Raw genomic sequence first — 19,710 nt, forward strand, 5'->3', positions numbered from 1 at the left:
GTGGGACGAACGAGACGAACACGGGAGTCCGCGCGCGAGCGGGCTGAGAGGGGACTGACGCGGTCCCGACCGTCGAACCTGATCCGGATCATGCCGGCGCAGGGAGGTGGAAGAGTGACCGATCGCTTGGTGGTCGTCGGGGGCGGTGTCATCGGGCTGTCCGCGGCATGGACGGCCGCCCGCGACGGGTGGCGCGTGACGGTGCTGGACCCGGCTCCGTGTTCCGGCGCGTCCTGGGTGGCGGGCGGCATGCTCGCGCCGGTCACCGAGACGTGGCCGGGCGAGGAGGCGCTGCTCGACCTGGGCACGGAGTCGGTGCGGCGCTGGCCGGAGTTCGCGGCGCGGCTGTCCGCCGCGGCGGGACGGGACGCGGGCCTGCGGACCGAGGGCACGGTCGTCGCGGCCACCGGATCGGGCGACCGGACCGAGCTGGACACGCTGGCCGGGCACCTCGACCGGCTCGGGCGCCCGGTCGAGCGGCTGGCCGGCCGCGCGCTGCGGCGCCTCGAGCCCGCGCTCGGCCCGGACGTCCGGGGCGGGCTGTCCGTGCCGGACGATCTCGCCGTCGACAACCGGATGCTGCTGGACGCGCTGCGCGCCGCGGTCTCGGCCGCCGGGGTGCGCCTCGAGGAGCGGGCCGTCGCGGCCGTGCGCGACGACGGGACGCGTGTGCTCGGCGTGACCGACACCGCGGGCGTCGAGACCGACGCGGACGCCGTGCTGGTCGCCGCCGGCGCGCACTCGTCGTCGTTGCACCCGGTGCTCGACGGTCTGGTGCGGCCGGTCAAGGGCGAGATCCTGCGGCTGGCCCACCGCGCCGGGGCGATGCCGCCGCCGTCGCGAACCGTCCGTGCGCTCGTCGACGGCCGTCCGGTGTACGCCGTCCCGCGCAGCGCGCCGGGCCACGACCTCGTCCTCGGCGCGACGACGAGCGAGAACGGCTTCGACACGACGGTCACTGTCGGCGGGGTGCGCGACCTGCTCCGCGACGCGGAACGGGTGCTGCCGGGCATCGCCGAGTACGCACTGGTGGAGACGACGGCCGGGCTGCGGCCGGGCAGCCGGGACAACCTGCCGCTGGTCGGGGCGCTCGGGCCGGAGGGGCTCGTCGTCGCGACCGGCCACGGGCGTAACGGGATCCTGCTCGCCCCGCTCACGGCGGACGCCGTCGGTGCGCTGCTGCGCGGGGAGCCCGTTCCGGACCCGGTGCGTGCGGCGGCCGCTGGCCGGTTCGCGCCGGCCGTCTCGCTCACGGGAGGGCAGCGAGCATGAGGGTCTGGATCAACGGCGCTGCGCACGACCTGGACGGGACGTCGACGGTCGCTGATGCGATGCGCGTGGGCGGGTTCCCGGAGCGGGGGGTCGCGGTCGCCGTGGACGGCGCGGTCGTGCCACGGGCCCGCTGGACCGCGACCGAGCTCGACGACGGCGCGCGTCTCGAGGTGCTGACCGCCGTGCAGGGAGGGTGAGCGAGGCTTGCCGAGCGAACAGACGGAGCTGAGCGGGACATGACCGAACCACTCGTCGTCGGGGACCGGAAGTTCGGTTCGCGGCTCGTGATGGGTACCGGCGGGGCGTCGAACCTGGAGATCCTGGAACGCGCGCTCGTCGCGTCCGGCACGGAGCTGACGACGGTCGCGATGCGCCGCGTCGACGTCGCGGGCGGGACCGGTCTGCTGGACCTGCTGCGACGCCTCGGGATCGAGGTGCTGCCGAACACGGCGGGCTGCCGGAGCGCGGCCGAGGCGGTGCTGACCGCACGACTGGCGCGGGAGGCGCTGGAGACGGACCTCGTGAAGCTGGAGGTCGTCGCGGACGAGCGCACGTTGCTGCCGGACCCGGTGGAGCTGCTCGACGCGGCCGAACAGCTCGTCGACGACGGGTTCGTCGTGCTGCCGTACACGAACGACGACCCGGTGCTGGCCCGCAAGCTCGAACAGACCGGGTGCGCCGCCGTGATGCCGCTGGGCTCGCCGATCGGGACCGGGCTGGGCATCCGCAACCCGCACAACATCGAGATGATCGTCGCCGAGGCGGGTGTCCCGGTCGTGCTGGACGCCGGCATCGGCACCGCGTCCGAAGCGGCGCAGGCGATGGAGCTGGGCTGCGACGCCGTGCTGCTCGCGACGGCCGTCACCCGCGCGTCGGACCCGGAGCGGATGGCCCACGCCATGCGCCTGGGCGTCGAGGCGGGGTACGCGGCGCGACACGCCGGACGCATCCCGCGCCGCTACTGGGCGCAGGCCAGCTCCCCGGACCGCGACCCGGACTAGCTGCCCGCGTCGGACAGGGGAGCTCTCGCGCGGCCGTGGCGGCCGGTCGGTCAGGCGCCGACGGCGTAGCGGACGTGCGTGACCAGGGGTGTGCACCGGGTGGAGACCGGCGTGAGCACGGGGTCGCCCACGCCGTCGAACAGCCATTCGCCGTCGCCGAGCACGATCGGTGCGACGTGCAGGCGGAGCTCGTCGATCGCGCCGTCTGCCAGGTAGCGGTTGATCGTCGCGGCACCGCCGGCGATCGCGACGTTCCGGCCCCCGGCCGCCTCACGGGCGCGGGCGAGGGCCTCGTCGGGACCGCCGGTGACGACGTGGAACGTGGTGCCGCCGTCGGCCGGGATGTCCGCGTGCTCGTGGTGGGTCAGCACGAACACCGGCGCGTGGTACGGCGGCTCCGGCCCCCACCAGCCGGTCCAGTCCGGTGCCCACGGGCCGTCGCCGGGACCGGCGAACATGTTGCGGCCCATGATGAACGCGCCGGCTTCGGTGATCGCCGCGAGCTCGTCGGCGTGCTGGTCGGACTCCTCGAACATCCAGCGGTGCAGCCGCTCCCCGCCCGCGCCGAGCGGGTCGGTCGGGCTCTGGTTCGGACCGGCGACGAACCCGTCGACCGAGATGCCCACGTCGCAGGTGACGATGCCCATCGGATGCTCCTCGCGTCCCGGCGGCTCGGGGCGGCCACCCTCACCGCATCCGACCGGCGGTACGGGCGGAAGTCATCGGCGACGACGGGTCGCGTCCGATCGAGGTCACGATGTCGCGGGGCGCCGTGCCGTGGCGGCGGATGCGACGGCCGGTCCGATCAGCCGGACGGGGCGATTCCGGCGGCGTGCCGGCGGGCGAGCTGCTGGTAGAACTCCGGGTTGTTCTTCACCCACCAGCGGGCGCCTTCGGACAGCGGGCCCTTCTCCTGCGCGGCCGAACCCAGCATCAGCCGGTCGGCGTCCAGCTCGGCGTTGGGCGCGACCGTCGACCCCGCCGCGACCATCGCGCCATCGCCGATCCGGGCGCCGTCCTGCACGGTGGAGCCGTTGCCGATCACCGCGCGGGCCCCGATCACGGCACCGTGCACCACACAGAGGTGCCCGACCGTCGCGCCCTCGCCGATCTCGGTGACCGGGTCGTCGCCGCCGTGCAGCACCGACCCGTCCTGCACGTTGGCCCCGGCGCGGACGATGATCGCGCCGAGGTCGGCGCGGAGCACGGCGTTGTACCAGATCGAGGCGCCCGCCTCGACGTGCACGTCCCCGACGAGGGTCGCGGTGGGAGCGACGAACGCGTCCGGGTGCACGGTGGGCGCGAGCCCGTCCAGCGAGAAGAGCGGCATGCCCCGAGCCTGCCACCGCGTGATCAGCCGGGCTGCGCGGACCCGGCGTAGAACCCGGCGTGCGTTCCGACGCCGCTCGGGCGTGATCCGGATCGGCACCGGCTGCGACGTGGGCGGCCACCCGTCCCGCGCCGGCCCGGCGGAACGGCGCACGGCCCTCTCGGACGCCGTGCGGTCAGGGTGAGCTCGACGTGGCTGACGTCGCCCTCGTACTCCCACGGCACGCGCAGCCGCACCGGCGGGTCGCACCGCTCGACGGTCCCTCGGTCCCGCTGTCGCGCAGGCGGTATCGACCACCGAGCCGCAGGTCGCCCTCGACCGGCTCGAACCACCGCGCGAGGCGGTCGACCCTCTAGAAGGAGCGGAGACCCAGCGACTCCAGCTCCAGCGACGCCAGCCGCCGGGTCACGGAGGGGTCGCCGGCCCGCCAGTCCGCGGCCGGGTCGGGGGAGACGTTCCGGAGCGTGCGGACCGGCGCCCTGGACAGCGCGCGCAGGGCCAGCAGGTCGGGCGACGAGGACCGGGCGGCGACGGCGGCGCCCGCCCGTCGCGCGTAGCGAAGCCGCAGCGGGAGCCACGTGAGGAGCACCGGCAGGAGCAGCGCCAGCGGGACGAGCAGTCCCGCGGCCGTCGCCAGCGTGCCGATCGAGTCGCCGTAGTCCTGACCGGCCTGGGCCAGTCCTGCGCCCGCGTCGACGCCAGGGGTCAGCGCGCGGGCGAGATCGTCCCCGACGAACGGGAGGCCGGACGCGGTCTGCGACGCCCCGGTGAACGTGTCCCGCACCTGCCCGCCCGCGGTGGCGAGCGTCCTGGCAGGTCCCTGCAACGCGAGCAGACCGTCCCGGACGGCGGTACCGACGAGCACCGCGACCACGATCCAGACCAGCACGAGCAGGTCGGCGACGAGCTGCGGGACGAGGCGACCGGGGCGTTCGGCGTACCAGCGCATGGCACTGTCTACCGCAGCGACCCGGACCGGCGACGTCGCAGGGATCCGCCGGACCTCGCAGCGCGTGCCGGGCCTGCGAGGCCGGGCGACGGCCTGCGAGGTCGGGGCGCCGGCGCTCAGAGCAGGCCGAGCTTCGTCCCCGCGTAGACGGCCTCGGCGCGGCGGGACACCATCAGCTTGCGCATCAGGTTCCCGACGTGGAACTTCACCGTCGTCTCCGAGATGAACAGCTCGGCGCCGATCGCCCGGTTGGACAGGCCCCTGGCCAGCAGGCGCAGCACGTCGAGCTCCCGGTCGGTGAGCCGCTCCCGGTCCGGCATGCCGCCGGACAGCGAGCGGACCATCGCGGACGCGCTGCGGGCGTCGAACGCGCTCTCCCCGCGGGACACCGCGCGGATCGCGCGCACCAGCTCCGTCGTGTCCACGTCCTTGACGACGTAGCCGCGCGCGCCCGCCTGCACCGACTCCACGACGAGCCGGTCCTCGGCGAACGTGGTCAGCACGAGCACGCCGATGCCCGGGTGGGCCGCGCAGAGCTGGCGGCAGACGTCGAGGCCGTCGGTCTGTGGCCCGGACGCGAGCTTGAGGTCGAGCAGCACGACGTGCGGGTGGCCGCCGGCCACGGCCGTGATCGCCTCCGGCCCGCTGCCGGCCTCGCCGACGACCCGCAGGTCGTCCTCGCGCTCCAGGACGGCGCGCAGGCCCTGCCGCATGATCGAGTGGTCGTCGACGAGCACGATCCGGATCGGTCCGCCCCGGACGGCACCGGGGTCCTTGGTGGTGGGTCGTGCGGAGTTCACCGCACCTCCTCGCTCGTGCGGACCCCGTTCGACGACCCGAGCGGGACGTCCACGAGGACCTGGAGACCGCCGATCCGTGACCGGCGGAAGCGCAGGGATCCGCTCATCTCGCGGGAGCGGGCGTCCATGTTGACCAGACCGCGATGCTCGCCGGACGGCCCGCCGACCTGCGCGGCCCGCAGCGTGCGGCGGATCTCCTCCGGGTTGGCGCCGCCGTCGTCGGAGACCGAGAGGCGGACATGGTCGTCGTGGTAGGCGAGACGGACCATCGCCCGGGACGCCGACGCGTGCATGGCCGTGTTGAACAGCGCCTCGCCCGCGATCCGGAACAGCGACTGCTCGTGGTCCGGCGGCAGCGCGACGGGTGTGCCGCCGATCTTCACCTCGACCCGCAGCTCGTCCGGCATGTGGACGGTGGACAGCCGCCGCAGCATCGACGGCAGGTCCTTGTCGCCGTGGTCGTCGTCGTTCAGCGCGTAGATCGCCGAGCGCAGCTGCTCCACCGCGCGGCGGGTGAGGTCCTTCGCCGTGTCCAGGTGCCCGACCACGGTGTCGCTGCCCTCCCACCCTGCGGCCTCGGTGCGGCACAGCTCGATGTGCATGCCCGCGGACAGCGCGTACTGGGTGACGCTGTCGTGCAGCTCGCGGGCGATCCGGTGCCGCTCGTTGTCCAGCACCTCGCGCTGGCGGGCCGCACCGAGCGCCTGCTGGGTGGCCATCAGCTCGTCGTTGCGGGAGCGGAGGTCCTCGGCCTGCTTCGCCGTGCGGGCGTGCAGCCGCTCCGCCCGGTCGAGCAGCGCGCAGTTCTGCAGCGCCGACGCCGTCTGGCCGGCCAGGATGCGCAGCACCGAGTGGTCGGTGTCGTCGATGTCGCGGTCCGGGGGTGTCCAGGCCACGAACCCGCCGACGGTGCGCCCGTTGAGCCGGATCGGGACGTGCAGGTGGCGGCGGCCCTCGTCGTGGTCGTGGCCGTGCGCGCTCTCGGCCGGGACGCCGTCGTGGACGGCCTGGACATGCCTGCGGACCTTCTCCGGGACGAGCGCGAGGTTGACCCACTCGACGGCGTCCGGGCCGAGCACCACGTGTCGGGGGCGGGCGTCCGGCAGCTCACCGGTGACCAGCGCGAAGATGATCCAGTCCGACGAGAGGTGGTCGGCCGCGGCGTTCGCGACGGCCCGGACCAGCGCCTCGGACCCCTCCATCGTGCGCACCAGTGCGGCGGAGATCCGGTCCAGCGCGACGATCACCCGTCGCAGGCGTTCCGCGTTCACCCGGTACTCCGGGTAGAACGACGGCTTGCCGGTGCGCAGACCGGTCAGCGTGTCGAGGTCCGGACGCCTGCTCGCGCCGTTCGCGTGCGGGACCGGGGTGCGCCGACGGGGGAACTGGGCGGCCGTCATCTCAGGTGGAGACGACTATCGGACGACCACCAACCCGGGGGCCGGTAGCCGGCGGAGCTTGCGGAGCCGGCGGGGCGGGGACAACACAGCTGTGTCACAACGCCTCCCGGAACAACAGCTCGATCTCGGCCTGGGTGGCCGTCCGCGGGTTGGTGGTCAGGCAGGCGTCGCCGAGTGTGAGCTGGGCCAGCCGCGGCACGTCGGAGTCCCGCACGCCGAGTGCGGCCAGCCCGGTCGGGACGCCGACCTCGTCGGCGAGCTTGCGCACCTCGGTCGCGACCATGTCGACGGCCTCGTCGCCCGGCATGTCCCGGCGCGCCGGCAGACCCATCGCCTGGGCGATCGGGACGAAACGGGTGGGGTCGTCGGCGCCGTTGAACCGGATCACGTGCGGCAGCAGGACGCCGTTGATCACGCCGTGCGGCAGGTCGAGCATGCCGCCGACCTGGTGGCTCATCGCGTGCGTGGCGCCGAGGATCGCGTTCGTGAACGCCAGGCCGGCCTCGAGCGCGGCCTGGGCCATCGCGGAGCGCGGCTCCTCGTCGAACGGTCGGACCATCGTGACCGGCAGGTTGCCGCGCACGAGCGCGACGGCGTGCAGCGCGTGCGTGTCGGTCAGTGGTCCGTGCGCGAGCGAGACGAACGCCTCGATGCCGTGGGTCAGCGCGTCCAGGCCGGTGGCCGCGTTCAGCCAGTCCGGCATCGTGACCAGCAGGCGCGGATCGATCACCGAGACGTCCGGGACGAGCGCGCGCCCCATGATCGTGATCTTGGTGAGGCGCTCGGTGTCGGTGATGATGCAGAACTGCGAGACGTCGGCGCCGGTGCCGGACGTGGACGGGACCATGACCAGCGGCGGGATCGGGTTGGCGATCCGGTCGATGCCCTCGTAGTCTCCGATCGTGCCGCCGTTCGCGGCGAGCAGCGCGACGCCCTTCGCCGCGTCGATCACCGAGCCGCCGCCGATGCCGAGCACCACGTCGCAGCCGGACGTCACGTACTGCTCGTAGCCCGCCTGGATCTCGTGGTCCTTCGGGTTCGGCGTGACCTCGTTCCACAGCTGGGCGTGCAGACCGGCGGCGCGCATGTGCCGCAACAGCTCGGTGGGCCAGCCGGCCTCCGTCAGCCCGGGGTCGGTGACGACGAACGGCCGTCGGGCGCCGAGGCGGGCCGCGGCATGGGCGGCCTCGACGAGCGAGTCCGGGCCGAACACGATCTCCGGGGCGTGGAACTTGGACAGCCGCGGACGGCCGGAGTCGGCGTCCCCCGGGGCGGCGGGGGTGGGCGCGTCGTCGAGCAGCACCGTCTCCCCGGCCATGCCGGTCCCACCGGTGAGGACCACTGTGCCCTCCTGAACGACGAACGACTCCCGGGAGGAGTCCCGCGCGTGGATCGTCTCCATCGTGCCCGCCGAGCGTACAGCCTCAGGGCCGTGTCGCCGACCGTTCCGACGTCCGTTCGGCGCACCGCACCGCCGCGCCGCCCGGGTGGATCACCGGGTCAGCCCGTGATCGGCGGGACCGCGACGGACGTCCGTTCCGGCGGGCGATGCCCTCTCCGGAAGGAGGGGTCAGAGCGAGCCGGCGTGGATCGGGCCGTCCCGCTCGGCGAGACGCGAACCAGCGGCACCCCAATGCTGGGCGATCAGTTCGGCGGCGATCGAGACCGCGGTCTCCTCCGGCGTCCGGGCGCCGAGGTCGAGCCCGATCGGCGAGGACATCCTGGCGAGCTCGGTGTCGGTGACGCCCTGCTCCTTGAGCCGGGCGAGCCGGTCGTCGTGGGTGCGCCGCGACCCCATCGCCCCGATGTAGCCGACCTCCGGCAACCGCAACGCGACCTCGAGCAACGGCACGTCGAACTTCGGATCATGGGTGAGCACACACAGCGCGGTGCGCCCGTCGATCCGGCCCGCGTCCGCCTCGGCCTGCAGGTAGCGGTGCGGCCACTCCACGACGACCTCGTTCGCGCCCGGGAACCGGGTGGCCGTCGCGAACACCGGACGCGCATCGCACACCGTCACCCGGAACCCCAGGAACGAGCCCATCTTGGCCACGGCCGCGGCGAAGTCGATCGCCCCGAACACGATCATCCGCGGCGGCGGCGCGAACGACTCCACGAACACGGTCAGGCCCTCCCCGCGGCGCTCGCCGTTGACGCCGTAGGTCAGCAGGGAGTTCCGGCCGGCGTCGAGCAGGCCGCGGGCGTCGTCGCGGACCGCGTCGTCGATGCGGTCCGAGCCGAACCCGCCCTCGGTGCGGTCCGGCCACACCACCAAACGCCTACCCAGGCGCTCCGCGGGGCCGGTGACGATGGTCGCGACGGCGACCGGGTCCTCGTCGCGGACCGCGTCGGCGATCCGGCCGAACTGCTCGTAGCTCTGCGGGGTGACCTTCTCCACGAACACGTCCAGGATCCCGCCGCAGGTCAATCCGATCGAGAACGCGTCGTCGTCGGAGACCCCGTAACGCTGCAGCACCGGGCGGTCCTCGGCCAACACCTGCTCACCCAGCTCGTAGACCGCGCCCTCCACACAGCCGCCGGACACACTGCCCACCGCCTCACCACCGGGCCCGACCAGCATCGACGCCCCCGCCTGACGCGGCGAGGACCGCCACGTACCGACCACGGTGGCCAGCGCGACCGGCTGGTCGTTCTTCCACCAACCCTCGAGCCGGTCGATCACGTCACGCATGGGTCATCTCCTCCATCGGAGGTCACGAGTCCCGGACGACCCGGAGCAGGCGCTCCAGGGTGTCCAGGCTGTGCCCCGCCAACAACTCGTCCAAGTAGGGAAGCGCCGCGACTATTCCGCCCTGGACCGGGGCGTAGCCCTCCTTGCCCGCGTGCGGGTTGACCCACACGACCTGGTGCGCGAGCCGGGACAGCCGCTCCATCTGCGTGCCGAGCACGTCGGTCCCGCCGCGCTCCCAGCCGTCGGAGAACACGACGACGACGGCGCGGCGCGCGACCCCGCGCTGCCCCCACCGGTCCACGAACGCCTGGATCACGTCACCGAGCCGGGTGCCCCCGGACCAGTCCGGGATGGCCCGCCCGGCCGCGCTCAGCGCCCGTTCGGAGTCCCGCTGGCGTAGCTCGCGGGTGATCCGGGTGAGCCGGGTGCCGAGCGTGAACGCCTCCACCGACCGCGGGGACCGGCGTACGAACGCGTGCGCGAAGCGCAGCAGCGCGTCCGCGTAGGGCTCCATCGACCCGGACACGTCGATCAGCAGCACGACCTTGCGTGGCCTGCGGGACCGGTCGCGCCTGCGGATCTCGCGCAGCTCGCCGTGGTTGCGCAGCGCCGAGCGCAGCGTGCGGGCCGGGTCCGCCTCGCCGTGCCGGCTGCGGCGCTTGCGCCGGGACAGCCGGCTCGGCGGCTCGGGGCGCAGCAACGCCAGCAGCCTGCGCAGGTGCTCACGCTCCGGGCCGGACAGTTCTGCCATGTCCCGGCTGCGGAGGATCTCGGTGCCGGTGGCGGTGGCCCTGATCTCCGGGCCGTCCTGCTCCTCGGGCTCGCCCTCCTCGCCCTCGCGGTGCGGGGCGAGCGAGGCGAGCTTCGGCGCGGGCGGCGGGCGCTCGTCGCGGACCCGGGTGCGGGCACCGTCGGCCTGCTCGAACCAGGCCTCGAACGCCATGTCGTAGCGGACGACGTCGTCCGGGTCGGCGCACATGGTGAGCCGCCCGGCCCAGTACGTCTGCGTCCGGCTGGTGACGTCGAGCGTGTCCAGCGCCTCCAGGAACGCGGCGACGCGCTCGGTCGTGACCGGCAGGCCCGCGCTGCGCAGGACCTCGGTGAACCCGACCAGGCCGAGCAGCGGATCGCCGTCGGCCTCGCCGGTGTCCTTCGGTGTCGCCGGTGAGGTGCGCGCCACGTCCGCCCTCAGCTGGCCAGCAGCGAGTCGAGCTGGTTGCGGACCCGGTCGGCGTCCTCGCGGTACTTGAGCACGGCGCCGAGCGTGTGCGCGGCGGACTCCACGTCCAGGTGCCGCGCGCCGACCAGCATCAGGGCGCGCGCCCAGTCCAGCGACTCGGCCACGCCGGGCGGCTTGACCAGGTCGGCGGCGCGGAGCTTGTGCGCGGCCGCCGCGACCTGTCCGGCCAGCCGCTCCGGGATGTCCGGCAGCCTGCTCCTCAGGATCTCGATCTCCCGGTTGATGTCCGGGTGGTCCAGCCAGAGGTAGAGGCACCGGCGCTTGAGCGCGTCGTGCACCTCGCGGGTCCGGTTGGAGGTGAGCACGACGACCGGGGGCGTGGTCGCGCGGATCTCGCCGATCTCCGGGATCGTCACGGCGTGCTCGGTGAGCACCTCCAGCAGGAACGCCTCGAACTCGTCGTCGGCGCGGTCGATCTCGTCGATGAGCAGCACCGACGGGCTCGTGCGCAGCGCACGCAGGATCGGCCGGGAGAGCAGGAACCGCTCGTCGTAGAGCGATGCCTCGATCGCGTCCGGGTCCAGCGACGCGTCGTCCGCGCTCGCGGCGGCCTCGAGCGCACGCAGGTGCAGCAGCTGGCGGGGGAAGTCCCAGTCGTAGAGCGCCTGGCCCGCGTCGATGCCGTCGTGGCACTGCAGGCGGATCAGAGGGGCGTCGAGCGTCGTCGCCAGCGCCTGGGCCAGTGCGGTCTTCCCGGTACCCGGCTCACCCTCGCAGAACAGCGGCCGGTTCATGCGCATCGCCAGGAACGTCGCCGTGGCCAGGCCGTCGTCGGGCAGGTATCCGGTGGCGCGCAGCGCCGTGGCCAGGGCCGCCGGGCTGTCCGGCATGCCGGCGGGTACGGGAGCGTTCACCAGGTCAGCATGACGGACGGCGGGTGGCGCTGCCAAAGCTGCCGGGACCGTGCGGAGGTGGTTCCGCGTCCGCGTGCGGCTGTCGAACATCGGCCCGCACCTGCGGAGTCCGGTTCCCGCTCTGGCGTCGGAAGCCGGGGGCACCCGGCACTTCGCGGTTCCCTCTCCGGCGGAGTCGTGGACGTCACAATAGCGGTTCGACGGGCGACGGTGTTTCCAGAATGAATCATTTTATGATCGTCTGGAATGTCCGTGATCCAAACGGTATCTGACCTGGAACATTCCTGCACGGACCTCTCCGGAAGCGGGGTATCTGCGATGTCTTTCGTCGACGTGCAGATTGACGGAATCCGCTGTACGGATCGTACCGTCGAGTGGTCCGAGGCGTTCTGATCGGGCACGAATCATCCGTGAACCGCCGCGCCCTCGCACTGTCCCGCGGTTCTGCGGTCCGTCTCACGGAGAGAACGGGACAGCCGAGGAATGCAGTGGAGCACAGAATCTCGGGCGGCGCGGTGGAGCCGAACAACAATGACCATGCGAATCATGGGTCGCAATCTCGCGCGCCTCGTCGTGGCCGGTGCCGTCGTCGCAGGCGGTTCCGCGGTGGCCGCGGGCGCCGCGTCCGCGTCCGTGCCGAGCGACCGCTGGGACGACATCGCCCAGTGCGAGAGCGGGGGCAACTGGTCGACCAACACCGGCAACGGGTACTCGGGCGGGCTGCAGTTCTCGCCGTCGACCTGGCGCGCGCACGGCGGTAAGGGATCCGCGTCGGGCGCCAGCCGCGAGGAGCAGATCGCCGTCGCCGAGCGCGTGCTCGCCTCCCAGGGCTGGGGCGCGTGGCCGTCCTGCTCCAAGAAGGTGGGCGCGGGCGGCGGCCCGTCGAAGAAGAGCAGTGCGGCGTCGAGCTCCGGCGGGTCCTCGTCGAAGTCCTCGACCAGGTCGTCCTCGAAGTCCGAGCCGCGCAAGGCCGAGAAGAAGGCCGCCCCGCGCAAGGCCGCTCCGGCTGCCGCGCCGCAGAGCGGGCCGGTCTACGCGGTGCGCCAGGGCGACACGCTGTCCGAGATCTCGACGAGCCACGGCACGTCGGTCGGGTCGATCGCGAGCCTGAACGGCATCGCCGACCCGGACGTGATCGTCGTGGGTCAGCAGCTGCGCCTGCGCTGAGGCACCACCGGCTCCGGCGGGTCAGGTCGAGTTGACCCACTCGTCGGAGCCGTCGGCGAACCGCTGGTGCTTCCAGACCGGTAGCCGCGCCTTCACCTCGTCGACGAGCTCGGCGCAGACGGTGAACGCCTCGCGCCGGTGCTCGGCGGCGACCGCACACGCCAGCGCGACCTCGCCGATCGCGAGCGGTCCGACGCGGTGACTGACCGCGATCGCCCGGACCCCGGGCGACCGGGCGGCCACGTCGGCGGCGACCTCGGCGACGACCGTGGCCGCCGTCGGGTGGGCGCTGTACTCCAGACCGGACACCGACCTCCCGCCGTCGTGGTCGCGGACCACTCCGGCGAACGTCACGACGGCTCCGGCCGCGTCGTGCTCGACGATGCGGGCGTGCTCGTCGACGTCCAGAGGTTCCTCGCCGACGGCGGCGCGCACCACCTGGGCCGTGGCTGCGGTCATGTGTGGTCCCCTCCGCGGAGCTGGTCGACCGCGTGGTCGACGACGTCGTCGAGCACGGCGATCCCGTCGCGGACCCCGCCGGTCGAGCCGGGCAGGTTGACCACGAGCGTGCGGCCTGCGACGCCGGCCAGCCCCCGGGACAGGATCGCCGTCGGGACCTTGTCCACACCGGACCGGCGGATCGCGTCGGCCAGTCCCGGCACCTCGTAGTCCAGCACGCCGCGGGTCGCCTCCGGCGTCGCGTCGGTGGGGGAGATGCCGGTCCCGCCGGTCGTCACCACGAGGTCGGCGCCGTCGGCCACGGCCGCGCGCAGCGCTTCGGCGACCGGGTCGCCGTCCGGGACCACGGCCGCGTCCGGCGTCTCGAACCCCTTGCCCCGCAACCACTCGACGATGACCGGTCCGCCGCGGTCGGCGTACACGCCCGCCGCGGCGCGGTTCGACGCGGTGACCACACGCGCCGTGCGGGGCGTGCTCACCGCACGTCCTCGCCGCGCTCGGCCGGCGCTTCGCGGAGGCCCCGTACCGATGACTCGTTCGCAGGCTCGCTCGTGGGGCCCTCCGGGCGCGTCCACGAGCCGGTCTTGCCGCCGTCCTTGCTCTCGACGCGGACCGCGTCCATGACGGCCGCCGGGTCCACCGCCTTGATCATGTCGTGCAGCGTCAGCCCGGCGACGGCGACGGCGGTCAGCGCCTCCATCTCGACGCCGGTGCGGTCGGTCGTGCGCACCTCGGCCCGGATGTCGATCCGGTCGCCGGACGTGGTGAGGTCCAACGTGACCCCGCTGATCGCGATCGGGTGGCAGAGCGGGACGAGGTCCGGCGTGCGCTTCGCGGCCATGATCCCGGCGATCCTGGCGGTGGCGAGCGCGTCGCCCTTCGGCAGGCCGTCGGACGTCACGAGCGTCACGACGTCGGCGGTCGTGCGCACCACGCCGGTCGCGACGGCGGTGCGCCTGCTCGCCTCCTTGGCGGACACGTCCACCATCCGTGCGGCGCCGGTGGCGTCGACATGGCTGAGTTCCACGACACGACAGTACGGCGTCGTCGTGGAGGTGCCCGACGTCACCCAGGAGTGGTACAAGAAGTGATCTGCATCACATTGACGCAACCTGATCCACGCGAAACACGTTCGTGTTCCGTTCGTGATCGGGCAGTCTGACCAGCGCGAACGGGGAAAGGATCTTTGACCTGCGGTTCCTCCGGATTCCCGTGGTGCGGGTCGTGCGGCTTTGACGGATGCCCCGGCGCCCGTACCGTCGATTCCGGCCCGCCCGACTCCCCCCATCGCGGACGAGCCCCGAACCGCAGCGCTCCCCCTGTCCGGCGGTCCGGCCCCCGAGGCACACGGTCGTGGGACAGGGTGGATCGTGCGGACTCCGGTCCGTGAGCGTGCTCCCCACGCGGATCCGTTGCGCCGCGACGGAGATCTGTCATGGCTCGTTACCGCGGAAAGCACCGCAAACCCAGCACCACCGGCCGCACGATCGCGCGCACCGCCGTCGCGGGCGCCGTGGCCGGTGCACCGCTGGTCGCCATCGTCCCGTCCGCGAACGCCGCGTCCGACTCCACATGGGACCGGCTCGCGCAGTGCGAGAGCTCCGGCAACTGGGCCGCCAACACCGGGAACGGCTTCTCCGGTGGCCTGCAGTTCACGAAGTCGACGTGGAGCGCGTTCGGCGGCGGGCAGTACGCGCCGGTCGCGCACCAGGCCAGCCGCTCCGAGCAGATCGCGGTCGCCGAGAAGGTGCTCGCCGGGCAGGGCTGGGGAGCATGGCCCGCCTGCTCGAAGAAGACCGGGGCCTCCGGCTCGTCCACGCCGCGCGAGGGGGCCGCCTCCTCCGGTTCCCAGTCCGGCTCGACGTCGGAGTCGAAGCCGGAGTCGAAGCCGGAGTCGAAGTCGGAGTCGAACCAGGCCCCGAAGACCGTCGCGAAGAAGGCGGCCCCGAAGAGCAAGCCCGCCGCGGCCACCTCGTCGTCCGCAGGCTCGTACACCGTCCGCAGCGGCGACACGCTGTCCGAGATCGCGGCGTCGCACGGAATCGGGAACTGGCGCACGATCCAGGACAAGAACTCGTTCCTGAACGGCGGCACCCTCATCATCCCGGGACAGCGCCTCGCGCTCTGAGCCACGGTGCGGATGCCCCGCCGGTCAGCCTCCGGGCGGGGCCGTCCGCGCCGCGAGACGGGCGAGCTGCTCCGGGGTGTCCACGTCGTCCGGGACGGCCAGGTCCCCGCACTCGACGAGCTGCACGGCCGGGTTGCCGCCGAGGTAGCTGCGAGCGCCCTCGTCGCCGGACGCGGCGTCGGTGACCGCGTCCCAGTGGTCGCGTCCGATCAGGACCGGATGTCCGGCCCGCCCGTCGTAGGCCGCGCGGCGCAACGCCGACGGGTCGTCGCCGTCGCCCGCGGTGCGGCGGATCGCGTCCGCGGTCACGCCGGGCAGGTCCACGAGATGCACGAGCACGGCGTCCGGCAGCGGCCGCAGCGTCCGTACGGCCTCGAGCCCACGGCGCAGGGACGCGCCCATACCCTCGTCCCACCCGTCGGCGACGACGGTGTGGAGGTCGGCGGGCGCGTCACCCTCGCGGAGCGCGGCCCGTGCCTCGTCCGCCCGCGCGCCCAGCACGACCGTCACCGGTGCGCAGCCGGCGTCGGTGAGCGCCTGCACCGCGAGGGTGACGAGCCGCACCCCGCGGAACCGGACCAGCGCCTTCGGCTCGCCCATCCGGCGGCCCGCGCCACCGGCGAGCAGCAGCCCGGCGGCAGCCACTCCTACCGGTTGATCTCGGTGACCGGGTGCTCGTAGGGCACGTCGGTCAGCGGGAACTCGACCTCGCCGAACGGGGAGAACGACCCCTGCGTGGGTGCCAGCAGCTCGGTCAGCGGGTGCTCACCGTCGGGCAGCTTCGGCCACGACGGGTCCAGCCGTGCCTTGTCGAACTCCTTGGCCATCGGCCCTCCAGGGTCGGTGTTCGTCTGCAGTGCACAGTATCCCCGACGGCCGACCGTCCTGTCTCGCGACGGGTGCGTGCGGACTACCGTGGTGGGGATGCCCACGCCCCTGGTCGACTGGCTCCGCGGCCAGGACGACGAGACGCTCGCCGCGCTGCTGCGCGTGCGCCCCGACCTCGCGGTGCCGCCGCCCGCCGACTTCACCGTCCTCGCGACCAGGGCCGGCATCCGGGCGTCCGTGCAGCGGGCGTGCGAGGAGCTGGACACGGTGTCCCTGGCCGTGCTCGAGGCGCTGGTCGTCGCGGACGCGGACCGGGAAGCCGCCGCGATCGCCGACGTCGGGTGGCTGCTCGGTCCGGACGTCTCGGCCGACGAGCTCCAGGCCGGACTGACGGCACTGCGGGACAGGGCGCTCGCCTGGGGCCCCGACGACGCGGTGTCGGTCGTGCCCGCCGCGCGCGAGGTCGCGCCGCCGCACCCCGGCGGGCTCGGCAGGCCGTCGTCCGGACCGGCCGCGACGGCGGATCTCCCGGACCTGCTGGCCGCAGTTCCCGCGGACGAGCAGCGGGTGCTCGACGCGCTCGTCGCGGGACCGCCGATCGGGCGCAGCCGTGGTGCGTCGGACCCGTCCGGGCCGGTGGGCCGCCTCGTCGCGAAAGGCCTGCTGCTGCGGGTGGACCCCGAGACCGTGGAGCTGCCACGGCAGGTGGGCATCGCGCTGCGCGGGGACCGGCCGATGGGCCGCCTGGACGTCGGGCGCCCGGACGTCCCCACGCGCGACCGTGAACCGTCCACGGTGGACGGCACCGGTGCGGGGGCCGCGCTGGAGCTGCTGCGGCACGCGGACCTGCTGCTCGAGTCGTGGGGCCGGAACCCGCCCGCCGTGCTCCGGTCCGGCGGGCTGGGCGTGCGGGACCTGAAGCGCACGGCGCGCGACGCCGAGACCGATGAGCCGACGGCGGCTCTGCTGGCCGAGGTGCTGCTCGCGGCCGACCTCGTCGGCGAGTCCGACGGGATGCCGCCGGAGTGGCTGCCGACGACGTCGGCCGACGCCTGGATCGCGAGCCCCGACGAGAGCCGCTGGGCCGTGCTGGCACGCTCCTGGCTCGACCTGCCCCGCCTTCCGGGGCTCGTCGGACGCCGGGACGACCAGGACCGCCCGATCCCGGCCCTGTCCGAGGCCGTGCGCCGCCCGCCCGCCGCGCGGGACCGTCGCCGCGTGCTGCAGGCGCTGGCCGAGCTCCCGCCGGGACGGGCCGTCGGATCGCCCGCGGCGCTGGCCGAGCTGCTGGCGTGGCGGGCACCGCGACGCGGTGGGCGGCTGCGCGACGACGTCGTCGACTGGACGGTGTCCGAGGGGACCACGCTCGGGGTGGTCGCGCTGGACGCGCTGACCACCCACGGCCGGGTGCTGCTCGACCCCACCCCGGAGAACCGCTCCGAGCTGGCCGCCACGCTGGCCGAGGCGCTCCCGGCGCCCGTCGACCACGTGCTGCTGCAGGCCGACCTGACGGCCGTCGCACCGGGGCGGCTCGACCCGGAGCTCGCGCACGAGCTGGGCGTGCTCGCCGAGATCGAGTCCGCGGGTGGCGCGGCCGTGTACCGCTTCACCGAGCAGAGCCTGCGCCGCGCGCTGGACACCGGACGCACCGCGGACGACGTCCGGGAGTTCCTGACCGCCCGGTCGCGGACGCCGGTGCCGCAGTCGCTGAGCTACCTCGTCGACGACGTCGCGCGCAGGCACGGACGACTGCGTGGCGGAGCGGCCGCATCGTTCCTGCGGTCCGACGACGAGGTGCTGATCTCCGAGGTGCTGGCCCACCCGGCCACCGCCGACCTGGACCTGCGACGGATCGCACCGACCGTCGTCGTCAGCACGCTGCCGCTCGCGGACGTGTTGGAGGGACTGCGCACGGCCGGGTTCAGCCCGGCCGCCGAGGACTCGGGCGGGGCCGTGCTGGACCTGCGCTCCCGGGGCAGGCGTGCCGAGCCGCGCCGTCGCGGGCGCGGTGCGTCCGGCCCGGTCACCGAGACGAACCCGGCCCGCCAAGCCGAGGACCTCGTCGCGCGCCTTCGCTCGGGGGACACGCTGGCCGGGGTCCGCCGCAGTGTCGAGGGCTCCGCGATCCCGGTGCGCGGGTCCACGACGACGCTGGCGTCACTGCAGGACGCGGCGCGCAACCGGCAGAGCGTGTGGATCGGCTACGTCGACGCCCACGGCGTCGCGGGCGAGCGCGTGCTCGCCCCGACGTCGGTCGGCGGCGGCGTGGTCGAGGGCAGGGACGCGCTCGACGGCGAGCTCCGGCGGATCCAGCTGCACCGGATCACGTCGATCGCCGTCGTGGACCGCTGAGTCCTGCTGCTCAGCGCGCCCCGGCCGTCATCCGCTGGTTCATCGCGTGCTGGACCAGCGCGATCAGCGCTTCCTTCGTCGACCGCCGCTCGCGGGCGTCGCAGGTGATCATCGGCACCGACGGGTCGATCGACATCGCCTCACGGACGTCCTCGAGCCGGTGCGCCAGCACGCCGTCGAACGCGTTCACGCCGACGACGTAGGGCAGCCCGCGGTCCTCGAAGAAGTCGATGGCGGCGAACGAGTCCGCCAGCCGTCGGGTGTCGACGAGCACGACGGCGCCGATCGCGCCCCGCACCAGGTCGTCCCACATGAACCAGAAGCGTTGCTGGCCGGGCGTGCCGAACAGGTACAGCACCAGGTCCTGGTCCAGCGAGACACGGCCGAAGTCCATCGCGACCGTCGTCGACCGCTTGTTCGGCGTCGCCGACAGGTCGTCGTGGGACGCGCTGGCCTCGGTCATGACCGCTTCGGTGGTCAGCGGCATGATCTCGGAGACGGAGCCGACGAACGTCGTCTTCCCCACCCCGAACCCACCGGCCACCACGATCTTGGCCGACATCGTCGCGGTGCGTGCGACGGCCTGTGGCCTAGAGCCGACGGAGTCCACTCAACACCCTTTCCATCAGCGCGAGATCCGGCACGTCGCCGGGTTCGCTCGCGGTCTGGTGCACGGTCACCGTTCCCTCCGCGGCCATGTCGCCCAGCAGGACGCGGGCGACACCGAGCGGGAGGGCGAGCAGCGCGGCCACCTCTGCGACCGACCGTGTCTGTTCGACCAGCAGGTCCGCGACGGCGCGGTGCTCCATCGGCATGCGGTCGAGATGGCCGAGTGCCCGGCCGCTGACCGAGACGAGCGTCTCGATCGCCAGCTCGAAACCGGACTTCGTGCGGCCCCTGGTCCACGCGTACGGCCGGACCGCCGCGGCACCGGACACCGGCGGGGGCGGCGGCTGGATCGGCTCCGGTGGAGCCTCCCCCCGCTCGGCCGCCGTCGGCGGAAGCCCGTAGGCGGCCGACCCGCTGATCGGGCCGGTCAGCTCGGCGGGCTGCTGCGGCGGCGGTGGGGGCTCGGGCTCCGGCGTGGCGGAGCGACCCCACCGCCTGCGCCGCGGCTTGCGTCCGGCGTCCAGGCTGAACCCGTTCATGACGTCGGCGAACGTCGGCTCGTTCTGCCGGCTGCCGTCGCCGTCGTCGGGGCCCTGGGTCATCGGATCTCACCTGCCTCGCCCGGATGT

The 19,710-nt window shown here is 73.8% G+C and carries 21 protein-coding genes, 1 pseudogene and 1 riboswitch; of the genes and pseudogenes, 6 read left to right on the forward strand and 16 right to left on the reverse strand.

The window, feature by feature from the left end; genetic code table 11:
- Nucleotides 1-10 precede the first annotated feature (10 nt).
- A riboswitch (TPP riboswitch) is annotated at nucleotides 11-122 on the forward strand.
- The 3 genes from thiO (at nucleotide 115) to thiG (ending at nucleotide 2,273) form a co-directional block, all read left to right on the forward strand.
- Nucleotides 115-1,272, forward strand: a complete 1,158-nt coding sequence (gene thiO / locus EV378_RS19865) for a glycine oxidase ThiO (RefSeq protein ID WP_132428510.1) — start codon at nucleotides 115-117, stop codon at nucleotides 1,270-1,272. Its footprint overlaps the riboswitch before it by 8 nt.
- Nucleotides 1,269-1,469 carry a sulfur carrier protein ThiS gene (thiS, locus tag EV378_RS19870; protein ID WP_132428512.1) on the forward strand — a complete coding sequence of 67 codons (201 nt, stop codon included), beginning with the start codon at nucleotides 1,269-1,271 and terminating at the stop codon, nucleotides 1,467-1,469. The genes thiO and thiS overlap by 4 nt, the downstream gene beginning before the upstream one ends.
- Before the next feature lie 39 nt (nucleotides 1,470-1,508).
- On the forward strand, nucleotides 1,509-2,273 hold the full coding sequence (gene thiG, locus EV378_RS19875) for a thiazole synthase (RefSeq protein ID WP_132428514.1): 765 nt from the start codon (nucleotides 1,509-1,511) through the stop codon (nucleotides 2,271-2,273).
- Nucleotides 2,274-2,323: 50 nt separating this feature from the next.
- Here thiG and EV378_RS19880 read toward each other — a convergent pair whose 3' ends face one another.
- The 9 genes from EV378_RS19880 to EV378_RS19920 all read right to left on the reverse strand — a co-directional run bounded on the left by EV378_RS19880 (nucleotide 2,324) and on the right by EV378_RS19920 (nucleotide 11,514).
- The gene (locus EV378_RS19880) at nucleotides 2,324-2,920 is read right to left on the reverse strand and encodes a dihydrofolate reductase family protein (protein ID WP_132428516.1); all 597 of its coding nucleotides are present in this window, start codon (nucleotides 2,918-2,920) and stop codon (nucleotides 2,324-2,326) included.
- A 158-nt stretch (nucleotides 2,921-3,078) separates the two neighbouring features.
- Entirely contained in the window at nucleotides 3,079-3,603 is a 525-nt protein-coding gene (locus EV378_RS19885) for a gamma carbonic anhydrase family protein (protein ID WP_132428518.1), read from the reverse strand.
- A 352-nt stretch (nucleotides 3,604-3,955) separates the two neighbouring features.
- Nucleotides 3,956-4,552 (reverse strand): hypothetical protein, encoded by a 597-nt coding sequence (locus EV378_RS19890; RefSeq protein WP_132428520.1) that lies wholly within the window; start codon nucleotides 4,550-4,552, stop codon nucleotides 3,956-3,958.
- Nucleotides 4,553-4,668: 116 nt separating this feature from the next.
- The gene (locus tag EV378_RS19895; protein WP_132428522.1) at nucleotides 4,669-5,352 is read right to left on the reverse strand and encodes a MadR family response regulator transcription factor; all 684 of its coding nucleotides are present in this window, start codon (nucleotides 5,350-5,352) and stop codon (nucleotides 4,669-4,671) included.
- Nucleotides 5,349-6,752, reverse strand: coding sequence for a MadS family sensor histidine kinase (locus tag EV378_RS19900; RefSeq protein ID WP_132428524.1), 1,404 nt, complete (start codon nucleotides 6,750-6,752; stop codon nucleotides 5,349-5,351). Before EV378_RS19900 ends, EV378_RS19895 begins: the two co-directional genes overlap by 4 nt.
- A 94-nt stretch (nucleotides 6,753-6,846) precedes the next feature.
- On the reverse strand, nucleotides 6,847-8,154 hold the full coding sequence (locus EV378_RS19905) for an iron-containing alcohol dehydrogenase (protein ID WP_243653663.1): 1,308 nt from the start codon (nucleotides 8,152-8,154) through the stop codon (nucleotides 6,847-6,849).
- 168 nt (nucleotides 8,155-8,322) lie between these two features.
- Nucleotides 8,323-9,444: an XdhC family protein gene (locus EV378_RS19910; RefSeq protein ID WP_132428526.1), complete on the reverse strand. Its 1,122-nt coding sequence runs from the start codon at nucleotides 9,442-9,444 to the stop codon at nucleotides 8,323-8,325.
- Between the two features lie 22 nt (nucleotides 9,445-9,466).
- Nucleotides 9,467-10,624, reverse strand: a complete 1,158-nt coding sequence (locus tag EV378_RS19915; protein WP_132428528.1) for a vWA domain-containing protein — start codon at nucleotides 10,622-10,624, stop codon at nucleotides 9,467-9,469.
- Nucleotides 10,625-10,632: 8 nt separating this feature from the next.
- Nucleotides 10,633-11,514: an AAA family ATPase gene (locus EV378_RS19920; RefSeq protein ID WP_132432433.1), complete on the reverse strand. Its 882-nt coding sequence runs from the start codon at nucleotides 11,512-11,514 to the stop codon at nucleotides 10,633-10,635.
- Nucleotides 11,515-12,084: 570 nt separating this feature from the next.
- On the opposite strand from EV378_RS19920, the gene EV378_RS19925 reads away from it, so the two are divergent.
- Complete coding sequence (locus EV378_RS19925) at nucleotides 12,085-12,705, forward strand: LysM peptidoglycan-binding domain-containing protein (RefSeq protein ID WP_243653664.1); 621 nt, start codon at nucleotides 12,085-12,087, stop codon at nucleotides 12,703-12,705.
- A gap of 21 nt (nucleotides 12,706-12,726) precedes the next feature.
- On the opposite strand, the gene EV378_RS19930 is transcribed toward EV378_RS19925, so the two are convergent.
- The 3 genes and pseudogenes from EV378_RS19930 to moaC all read right to left on the reverse strand — a co-directional run.
- Nucleotides 12,727-13,164, reverse strand: a complete 438-nt coding sequence (locus tag EV378_RS19930; RefSeq protein WP_132428532.1) for a molybdenum cofactor biosynthesis protein MoaE — start codon at nucleotides 13,162-13,164, stop codon at nucleotides 12,727-12,729.
- On the reverse strand, nucleotides 13,161-13,643 hold the full coding sequence (locus EV378_RS19935; protein ID WP_132428534.1) for a MogA/MoaB family molybdenum cofactor biosynthesis protein: 483 nt from the start codon (nucleotides 13,641-13,643) through the stop codon (nucleotides 13,161-13,163). The genes EV378_RS19930 and EV378_RS19935 overlap by 4 nt, the downstream gene beginning before the upstream one ends.
- 83 nt (nucleotides 13,644-13,726) lie before the next feature.
- Nucleotides 13,727-14,191, reverse strand: a pseudogene (gene moaC, locus EV378_RS19940) (cyclic pyranopterin monophosphate synthase MoaC); the annotation flags it as partial.
- Nucleotides 14,192-14,599: 408 nt separating this feature from the next.
- Here moaC and EV378_RS19945 point away from each other — a divergent pair.
- Entirely contained in the window at nucleotides 14,600-15,292 is a 693-nt protein-coding gene (locus EV378_RS19945; protein ID WP_132428538.1) for a LysM peptidoglycan-binding domain-containing protein, read from the forward strand.
- 24 nt (nucleotides 15,293-15,316) lie between these two features.
- Here EV378_RS19945 and EV378_RS19950 read toward each other — a convergent pair whose 3' ends face one another.
- Together EV378_RS19950 and EV378_RS19955 are read right to left on the reverse strand one after the other, a co-directional pair.
- Nucleotides 15,317-15,937 (reverse strand): nucleotidyltransferase family protein, encoded by a 621-nt coding sequence (locus tag EV378_RS19950; protein WP_132428540.1) that lies wholly within the window; start codon nucleotides 15,935-15,937, stop codon nucleotides 15,317-15,319.
- Nucleotides 15,938-15,939: 2 nt separating this feature from the next.
- The gene (locus tag EV378_RS19955; protein ID WP_132428542.1) at nucleotides 15,940-16,119 is read right to left on the reverse strand and encodes a hypothetical protein; all 180 of its coding nucleotides are present in this window, start codon (nucleotides 16,117-16,119) and stop codon (nucleotides 15,940-15,942) included.
- Between the two features lie 97 nt (nucleotides 16,120-16,216).
- Here EV378_RS19955 and EV378_RS19960 point away from each other — a divergent pair, with 97 nt between their 5' ends.
- Nucleotides 16,217-18,472 carry a helicase-associated domain-containing protein gene (locus EV378_RS19960; protein WP_132428544.1) on the forward strand — a complete coding sequence of 752 codons (2,256 nt, stop codon included), beginning with the start codon at nucleotides 16,217-16,219 and terminating at the stop codon, nucleotides 18,470-18,472.
- A gap of 10 nt (nucleotides 18,473-18,482) precedes the next feature.
- Here the strand turns inward: EV378_RS19960 and EV378_RS19965 are convergent, their stop codons facing one another.
- Both EV378_RS19965 and EV378_RS19970 read right to left on the reverse strand, forming a co-directional pair.
- On the reverse strand, nucleotides 18,483-19,034 hold the full coding sequence (locus EV378_RS19965; protein ID WP_132428546.1) for a GTP-binding protein: 552 nt from the start codon (nucleotides 19,032-19,034) through the stop codon (nucleotides 18,483-18,485).
- Between the two features lie 28 nt (nucleotides 19,035-19,062).
- Nucleotides 19,063-19,683 (reverse strand): DUF742 domain-containing protein, encoded by a 621-nt coding sequence (locus EV378_RS19970; RefSeq protein WP_132428548.1) that lies wholly within the window; start codon nucleotides 19,681-19,683, stop codon nucleotides 19,063-19,065.
- Between the last annotated feature and the right edge of the window lie 27 nt (nucleotides 19,684-19,710).

Source organism: Pseudonocardia endophytica, assembly GCF_004339565.1.
Lineage (GTDB): Bacteria > Actinomycetota > Actinomycetes > Mycobacteriales > Pseudonocardiaceae > Pseudonocardia > Pseudonocardia endophytica.